9 protein-coding genes are annotated in these 6576 nt (G+C 56.6%); 4 read left to right on the forward strand and 5 right to left on the reverse strand.

The window, feature by feature from the left end; genetic code table 11:
- Positions 1-242 precede the first annotated feature (242 nt).
- Genes ACVW0B_RS14055 through cobU form a run of 3 tightly spaced genes read right to left on the reverse strand, consistent with a single transcriptional unit; the run spans position 243 to position 1856 of the window.
- Positions 243-800, reverse strand: a complete 558-nt coding sequence (locus tag ACVW0B_RS14055) for a hypothetical protein (RefSeq protein ID WP_457491973.1) — start codon at positions 798-800, stop codon at positions 243-245.
- On the reverse strand, positions 782-1261 hold the full coding sequence (locus tag ACVW0B_RS14060) for a CRR6 family NdhI maturation factor (protein ID WP_011432033.1): 480 nt from the start codon (positions 1259-1261) through the stop codon (positions 782-784). The genes ACVW0B_RS14055 and ACVW0B_RS14060 overlap by 19 nt, the downstream gene beginning before the upstream one ends.
- 37 nt (positions 1262-1298) lie before the next feature.
- Positions 1299-1856, reverse strand: a complete 558-nt coding sequence (cobU, locus tag ACVW0B_RS14065) for a bifunctional adenosylcobinamide kinase/adenosylcobinamide-phosphate guanylyltransferase (RefSeq protein WP_457491974.1) — start codon at positions 1854-1856, stop codon at positions 1299-1301.
- Positions 1857-1958: 102 nt separating this feature from the next.
- Between cobU and ACVW0B_RS14070 the strand changes: the two genes are divergently transcribed.
- From ACVW0B_RS14070 to ubiE, 4 genes are all read left to right on the forward strand, one after another.
- The gene (locus ACVW0B_RS14070; RefSeq protein WP_414399320.1) at positions 1959-2582 is read left to right on the forward strand and encodes a CatB-related O-acetyltransferase; all 624 of its coding nucleotides are present in this window, start codon (positions 1959-1961) and stop codon (positions 2580-2582) included.
- Positions 2583-2683: 101 nt separating this feature from the next.
- Entirely contained in the window at positions 2684-2962 is a 279-nt protein-coding gene (locus tag ACVW0B_RS14075) for a hypothetical protein (protein ID WP_414413326.1), read from the forward strand.
- A 147-nt stretch (positions 2963-3109) separates the two neighbouring features.
- A complete protein-coding gene (locus tag ACVW0B_RS14080) occupies positions 3110-3811 on the forward strand; it encodes a hypothetical protein (RefSeq protein ID WP_457491975.1) in 702 nt (233 codons plus the stop codon).
- Between the two features lie 106 nt (positions 3812-3917).
- Complete coding sequence (ubiE, locus tag ACVW0B_RS14085) at positions 3918-4694, forward strand: bifunctional demethylmenaquinone methyltransferase/2-methoxy-6-polyprenyl-1,4-benzoquinol methylase UbiE (protein ID WP_457491976.1); 777 nt, start codon at positions 3918-3920, stop codon at positions 4692-4694.
- A gap of 530 nt (positions 4695-5224) precedes the next feature.
- Here ubiE and ACVW0B_RS14090 read toward each other — a convergent pair.
- The gene (locus tag ACVW0B_RS14090; protein ID WP_414332184.1) at positions 5225-5443 is read right to left on the reverse strand and encodes a hypothetical protein; all 219 of its coding nucleotides are present in this window, start codon (positions 5441-5443) and stop codon (positions 5225-5227) included.
- A gap of 198 nt (positions 5444-5641) precedes the next feature.
- Positions 5642-6247 carry a precorrin-6Y C5,15-methyltransferase subunit CbiT gene (cbiT, locus tag ACVW0B_RS14095; protein WP_414332185.1) on the reverse strand — a complete coding sequence of 202 codons (606 nt, stop codon included), beginning with the start codon at positions 6245-6247 and terminating at the stop codon, positions 5642-5644.
- Positions 6248-6576 lie beyond the last annotated feature (329 nt).

The raw sequence follows: 6576 nt of genomic DNA on the forward strand, positions 1-6576 counted from the left end.
ACCTGGGGATGGAAGTGATGCACGAGCGGAATGCGCACAACTTCCCGCTGGATTTGGCGGCGGTGGAGGTAGCGCCTGCGGTGCGTGGCTGATGGCCTGACCTGACGCTTCAACAGCATTGGTGGATCCCCCAGCTTGGTCTGGGGGATTTTTTTGTGGTTTCCCTAGCAACAAGAATGAAGTTTCGCCTACCCTCCAAGTGAAGAGGAACGGTTCGAGCCGCAGGGATCAGTGGGTGGCGCTCAGTTCCTTGGTTGGGCAGCATTACAGAGCAGCAGGGCATCTGTATCCCAAAGGATCTGGCCATCAGGAGCCATCCTCCCCAACACCGGCATTCCCACTTGGGCTGCCAGGCGTGGGATCAAAGCTGCATCCAGCTCTGCCAAAGCCTGGGGATCCCCAGTTTCGGTCAGGGATCCAATCAGCACCCACCCCAAACCGCAGGCCTTGGCTTGGCGCAACAGGGCGGCAAAAGCGGCAGCTTGGCTCAGGGCGGCCTCCCGTTGCAACGTCAACAGCAAGCTCAACCCCCACGCATGGGCCAGATCGGCCCAGGTTTGGCCTGGCCCCAGGGGATCGGCAACGCTGCCCGGCAAAACCAGTAGGGGATCTTTTTCTCCTGCCCACTCGGAGATTTGTTGCCAGAGGGCCTTTAGCTGAGCTTCCGAAGGGTTGGGATCCACTCTGAGCCGGCCCCAAGGGCGTTGAACCACCTGCTGCCAAGCGTCGGCCACTGCCGTAGCTCCCGGGATCCCCGGCCAGGTGTTGGCCACCATCACCTTCATGGCTCTGCCTCCCATAGGGCGAGAAACTCCGGCTGGATCTCGAAGCCAAACACCAAAGCCATATCCCGCAGCATGGAGACGGATCCCAGGTTCTGCTGCTTAAACCACCGCATCAACACAAAGATCTTCTGATAGACGAAGATCTCCAACGCTTCTGGGTTGTAAACAATGCCCTCCCGAGGGTTGAATTGGTGGGGCACCATCATAGCCGCGTAACGGGCGAGTTCTCCTTGGCGCCAATTGAGAAAGTAGGGCATCCAGGGGTAGACTGTATCCCAACGAATAAACCACAGGCGCACCTCCGGGATCTCGGACAGCTCCCGTGGATCCTCAGGGCTGCGCGGCCAATCGATGGCGCATTGCACCTGCTGGGCAGCACGCACGGGATCGGCCATCAAGGTTTTCACCAGCTCATGGCCGGGGGTGAGATCCAGAGTTTGAATGGCCTTGGCAGGAAGGTAAAGGGTAATCGGCACAGCAACACAGCTATCTGGCTTGCAAATGCAGCTTATCTCAGCTCTGCTCTGTCTTGCTCGCCACTGGGATCCCTAGACGGGTGAGATCCAGGGCAAAACCTGCCGTTACCAAAAACACTTGGTCGGCCAGGGGAGCCAGCCTTTGGGTCAGTTCCCCCATCCGATCCCGAAACCGCCGCCCCAGTGGGTAAGCGGGCACCACCCCCCAGCCCACTTCTTCAGACACCAGGAGGATCTCCCCTCTATGGCTTTGCAAGGTTGCCAAGAAGGATTGCACCAAGGGATCCCATTCTGAAGAGGGACAGTCTAGGCCCTGCGCCACCCATCCCCCCAGCGAATCCACCAGCGCACAACAGGGCTGGGGCAACTTTTGCAGTTCTGCCCCCAAGTCCCTCCCGGTTTCCCAAGTCTGCCAACTGGAAGGCCGCCGTTGCCGGTGCTGTTGAACGCGCTCTGCCCATTCTGGATCCGTCTTGGGATCGGGTTTCGGCCCGGTAGCCAGGTAGACAACCGGCAAGCCCGAAGCCGCAGCCAAACCCTCTGCCAGCCGGCTTTTGCCAGAGCGCACAGGGCCACAGATCAGCACAATCGCCATTGGGTAGAATGGAAATCCACTGACGTTTGAGTCTAACCTCGACAACAGCCTGCTGAAGTCCTCAGCCGAGTGGTACTCGGTCAATCCTGAGGCTGAATCTCTATGCCCATCCGAATCGAGCACGCTGCCCAGCTGGAAGAGAAAACCTATTTTGCTCACGCCGGTTTAGAGCCTTTTCCTCTGCTCACGATTGGCTCCCTAAGCTACGGATATGAGTTTTTCCTTCATTGGATGGGAGAGTCATCCCGCGTCAAGATTGGACGTTGCACTTCGATTGCAGGAGGGGTGCATTTTTTCGTAGGGTACGAGCACCATACTGACTGGGTTACTACTTACCCTTTCACCCATTTACCTGATTCCTGGCGAGAGCTTCGTGCTTTGAAAGGGCACCCTGTAACTCGCGGAGATATTGTTGTTGGCCATGATGTTTGGATTGGCTATGGCGCTAAGATTCGCTCGGGGGTAACCATTGGAAATGGAGCAGTTGTTGGAATGGGTGCTGTGGTAACTCGAGATGTCCCCCCTTATGCCATTGTTGCGGGCGTGCCAGCGAGGGTGGTTCGCTACCGTTTTGCACCTGAAGTGATCGAGTGGCTTATCCAACTTGCTTGGTGGGATTGGCCCCTTGAAGCCATACGCCAGGCAGCACCTCTTCTCTGTCGGCCACTAGATCAGGAAGCAATGTCAGGGCTTTCTCAGATCAAGCAAAGCCTTCTTGCTGTTTGAAACTACTTGAGAAATTCCCCGCAGGCTAAGATGAGAGTTGGTTACGCTTGAAAAAACAATCTCGAATAACCTGACTGTACTTCAGGCTCAAAAGCTCGACCATGACAGATCCCAAGCCGATATCTTCGCCTGAACAAAAGGCTGCTTCGGCCTCTTTTCGATCTCCTCAACCGCTCTGGCTCAGCCTAGCGCTGGGGATCACCACTGCTCCCGTTTTGTTGGGCTTGGTCTTGGCAGATCGGGCCGGGAAATGGCTGGGATCCCTGAGCTGGGAAGATCCGGGTTGGTGGCTGGGGGAGCGGCTGCCCAACTTAGACAGCGCCCCGCTACAGGCCCATGAGCAACAACGCAAAAACTCTGCCCCGGTCGAGAACCCCTAGCTTCTCTGTCACTTTCGTATCATAGGAAAGCGAACTAGCAGCAGGAGTTAACAGCCTTTGCGTAGACCGGCCAAACCGTCTCAGGAGTTCGCCTCCACATTCTCGGGGGTGCTGTTTTGGACGAGCGCGTTTCTCTTCACAACGGTGTTGAGTGCTTGTCTGGGCTACCTATTTGGTCAGCGAGCTCTATCGGGGGTTTCTTCTCCCGTCACCGGCGCCGGTCGGGCTTCTCCTTCCCGCGAAGTTCGGGATCCCCGTACTGTGCCTTTGCTGAACGAGGCTGAGGTAATTGCAGCAGCCGAAGCCAGCCTTCGTCCGTCCCCAACTCCCACTCCAACACCCACCCCGGTTGCAACTCCCACTCCAACACCCACCCCCAGATTGTCTCCTGAATTGGCGGCGGCCCCGTCGCCAACTCCTCGCCCCGCCACTCCATCTCCTCCACCTCCCCGTCCGCGTCAGCAGGACGGAGTTCCTGCCCCGCCGGCGCCCACACCACCTCCGCCCCCCCTACCAATTGCCGCCAGTGGACAGGTCTCTATGCAGGTGCTTTCGGTTCGTCGCGAGGGAAGCCAAGTGGTTCTGAATGTAGCTATGCAAAACAACTCGGCAGAGACGGTGCGCTTTCTCTATAGCTTCCTGAACATTACTGACGACAATGGACGGTCAATCAACGCGCTCACCCAGGGTTTGCCGGGGGAGCTGCCCCCCAATAGCCAAGTCTTCCAGGGAACCATCCGCATCCCAGCCTCGAGCCTAGCCGGATCCCGATCCCTGTCCCTGAGTTTGGCTGATTACCCCAGCCGCCGCCACCGAGTGGGAGCCAGTGGGATCCCAGTGCCGCCGTAACACCCCTCTTCCTTTAGCTTCAGACCACAGATCCGGTCACGTAGCGTTGCGGAGCAACAGGAGCAACAAAGTTTGTACGGGGAACATGAGGTGGAGTTGAGAAGAGGTGCCTAGCCCAACCTTTGAACAGCCTGAGGAAATCCGAGCGCTTTTTGACCGCATTGCTCCCCACTATGACTCCCTCAACCAAACCTTGAGCCTGGGCCTCCATCAGGTTTGGAAGCGTATGGCCGTGCGTTGGTCGGGCGCCAGCTCAGGAGGATATGTGCTGGATCTGTGCTGTGGAACCGGTGATCTGGCTCTGCAGTTGGCCCGCCGAGTAGGACGAAGGGGACATGTGGTGGGCCTAGATTTCTCTCCCGCCATGCTGGCGATTGCCCGGCGTCGCTCCCGGCTCTTCCCTGGCTACTCCCTGGAGTGGGTTTTGGGAGATGCCTTGGCCTTACCTTTTCCCGACAGTAGCTTCGATGCCATTACCATGGGCTACGGCTTGCGCAATGTAACCGATATTCCCCAAGCCTTGCGAGAGATTAGGCGAGTACTGAAGCCAGGACGTCGTGCCGCCATTTTGGATTTTCACCGCCCCACAGGGATCCCTCTTTGCGAACAATTTCAGCGCTGGTACTTGAACACTCAGGTGGTTGCCCAGGCCAAAACTTTGGGACTGGGATCCGAATATGCCTACATTGATCCCAGCCTAGATCGCTTTCCCTCTGGAGAAGAGCAACGACAAATGGCCCTGCAGGCAGGGTTTGCCAGTGCCAAGTTCTACCCCCTAGCGTGGGGCATGATGGGGGTACTGGTGATTGAGAAGTTTCGTATTGTTTCCATTAATTCCACTAATTCCACTTCCCTGAAGGGAAGCGACTCTCCCCGACTATAACCCTTGTCCAGAGCGGGATCCAGGGGCCTAGATCGACAGGGTCTCGTTTAAGGACTCCGTCCCGCTGGCGCGAACGGCTGCAATTTCCCCTTATTTTTCTCTGCCGAGAGGCCTGAAACCCTTGCCCAGAGCGGGATCGACCGGGTCAACGGAAGAATCAGGGTTTGAGGCTTGTCGCCGACCCTGTCGCTAACCATGTTGGTGTAGAAATTAACATGGATCCCTGCGTGGAGGTTGCTGGGGAGCTGCTCCTGAGACGCTGAAGCAGAGGGCCAATGGGGCGAAAAAAGGACTCCGTCCCGCTGGCGCGAAAGGCCTCCGGCCCGCTGGCGCGATGAGAGGCTAGGGAGCAACGACATAACAATCCTGCGAGAGGCGCTCGTTGCCTCCCCACCTTGCTGGTTTGCTCTGGCTGCAGACAGATGTGAAGACTGGGCTTGGGACCCAATTTTTGGGTAAAACTCCCTAGGTAAAAATTACTACAAACCACCACAAGAGCTGGGATCCCCCTCTGGAAAGCTTGGGAAACCCTAAATTCCTGGGGACTTGCTGGGTGGGCTTTCTTCGGTTACCGCTTGCCTACGGCGATCGCCAATGCCGCAGTCACCGCAGCATTCCGGTCGCTTGAAGTCGTCCCAATGGATGCAAGCCCGGCAGCCTTTCAGCATTTCTGGCCAGCGCTCTCGAATCAACAGTTGCCGCAGCCTGACTTCCCGTGATTCCTGAAAGGGGTTTTGGAATTGAACCATAGCTTTTGGGTTTCCCAGCTCTCTTAATCTGGTATAAAAGCAGATTTGAGTTTGGGATCGAGAAACATCAGTATAGCTTAAGGTTTGTGGTGGCCCAATCTTTTTTGCCAGTTTAAGACATTCGAGACAGACCAATCTGCTTTTATTCATCACCTTGGGAAAAGATCTACCAAAAAATGTAAACAGGTCATATAAAACTTAACTCATTTTTTCTCCGCTTAAAACAAAGGTGGGATCCAATGCCAGCAGCATTTGAGTCCGACCGCGGTGTTCCAGGCGGTTCACCGCCGATTGAATCACCTCCACATGATGAGCCCGCACAGCGGCCAGGCCGGCAGAAAGGCCGTAGAGCCCATCCAAAGAGTTGGTCGTCGCCACGACCCGCCCGTTGGGGCTGAGATGGCTCCAGCAGGCTTCCAAGATCTCGCGTAGGGGGTGGCCTCCCTCAATGCAGATGCGATCCGGTGCCGGAGAAAGGTGTTGCAGACAATCGGGGGCAGTACCTTGAATCACCTGCACGTTGGTGAGGCCAAATTTCTCGCAATTGCTCTCGATTAGGCTGACTACCTCGGCATCTCGCTCGATGGCAATCACGCGAGCTTTGGGGCATAGAACAGCCGCTTCAATGGCAATTGTGCCGGTTCCGGCGCCGATATCCCACAGGCAGTGGTTCTCTCCCAGGCGCAACTGGCTTAGCACCAACACGCGCACCTCACGAGGGCTCATCGGGATCCCTGGGATGCGTTCAAAGGCAGAGTCTGGGATCCCTGGGGTGCGGTAGGGCCAAGAGAAGGCGGCTGACATGGGTAAAGTACCGTTGCAGAGGAAGTTTGTCTATACATATCCCTCAGCATAGAGCGAATGCTCAACAGGCCATCTCCAACCTGATAGGGGTGCCGCTTCTCCCGCCCAATCATTGCCCAGATGGGCACCACAAACGCCCTCTGAGCTCAACGGAGTGGTTGGAGCAATTCCCAACCGGCAAAGCTGCAGTCCAAAACCAAAATGATCCTGCCCCCTTGAGGAATCGAGTTGGACGCTACAGCCTTTTAATTTAAAATAGGGTACAGGTATTCAAGAGGAAGGAGAGAAAGGAATGCCGACTCATTCTTTGGATTTGCGGCAAAGAGTTG

It is taken from the genome of Thermostichus sp. MS-CIW-23, from assembly GCF_054059455.1.

Excerpts from the sequence above, each read along its gene's own strand:
- ACVW0B_RS14055 (WP_457491973.1), bottom strand. The coding sequence starts at position 800 with ATGGGAGGCAGAGCCATGAAGGTGATGGTGGCCAACACCTGGCCGGGG.
- cobU (WP_457491974.1), bottom strand. The coding sequence starts at position 1,856 with ATGGCGATTGTGCTGATCTGTGGCCCTGTGCGCTCTGGCAAAAGCCGG.
- ACVW0B_RS14070 (WP_414399320.1), top strand. The coding sequence starts at position 1,959 with ATGCCCATCCGAATCGAGCACGCTGCCCAGCTGGAAGAGAAAACCTAT.
- ACVW0B_RS14075 (WP_414413326.1), top strand. The coding sequence starts at position 2,684 with ATGACAGATCCCAAGCCGATATCTTCGCCTGAACAAAAGGCTGCTTCG.
- ACVW0B_RS14090 (WP_414332184.1), bottom strand. The coding sequence starts at position 5,443 with ATGGTTCAATTCCAAAACCCCTTTCAGGAATCACGGGAAGTCAGGCTG.
- cbiT (WP_414332185.1), bottom strand. The coding sequence starts at position 6,247 with ATGTCAGCCGCCTTCTCTTGGCCCTACCGCACCCCAGGGATCCCAGAC.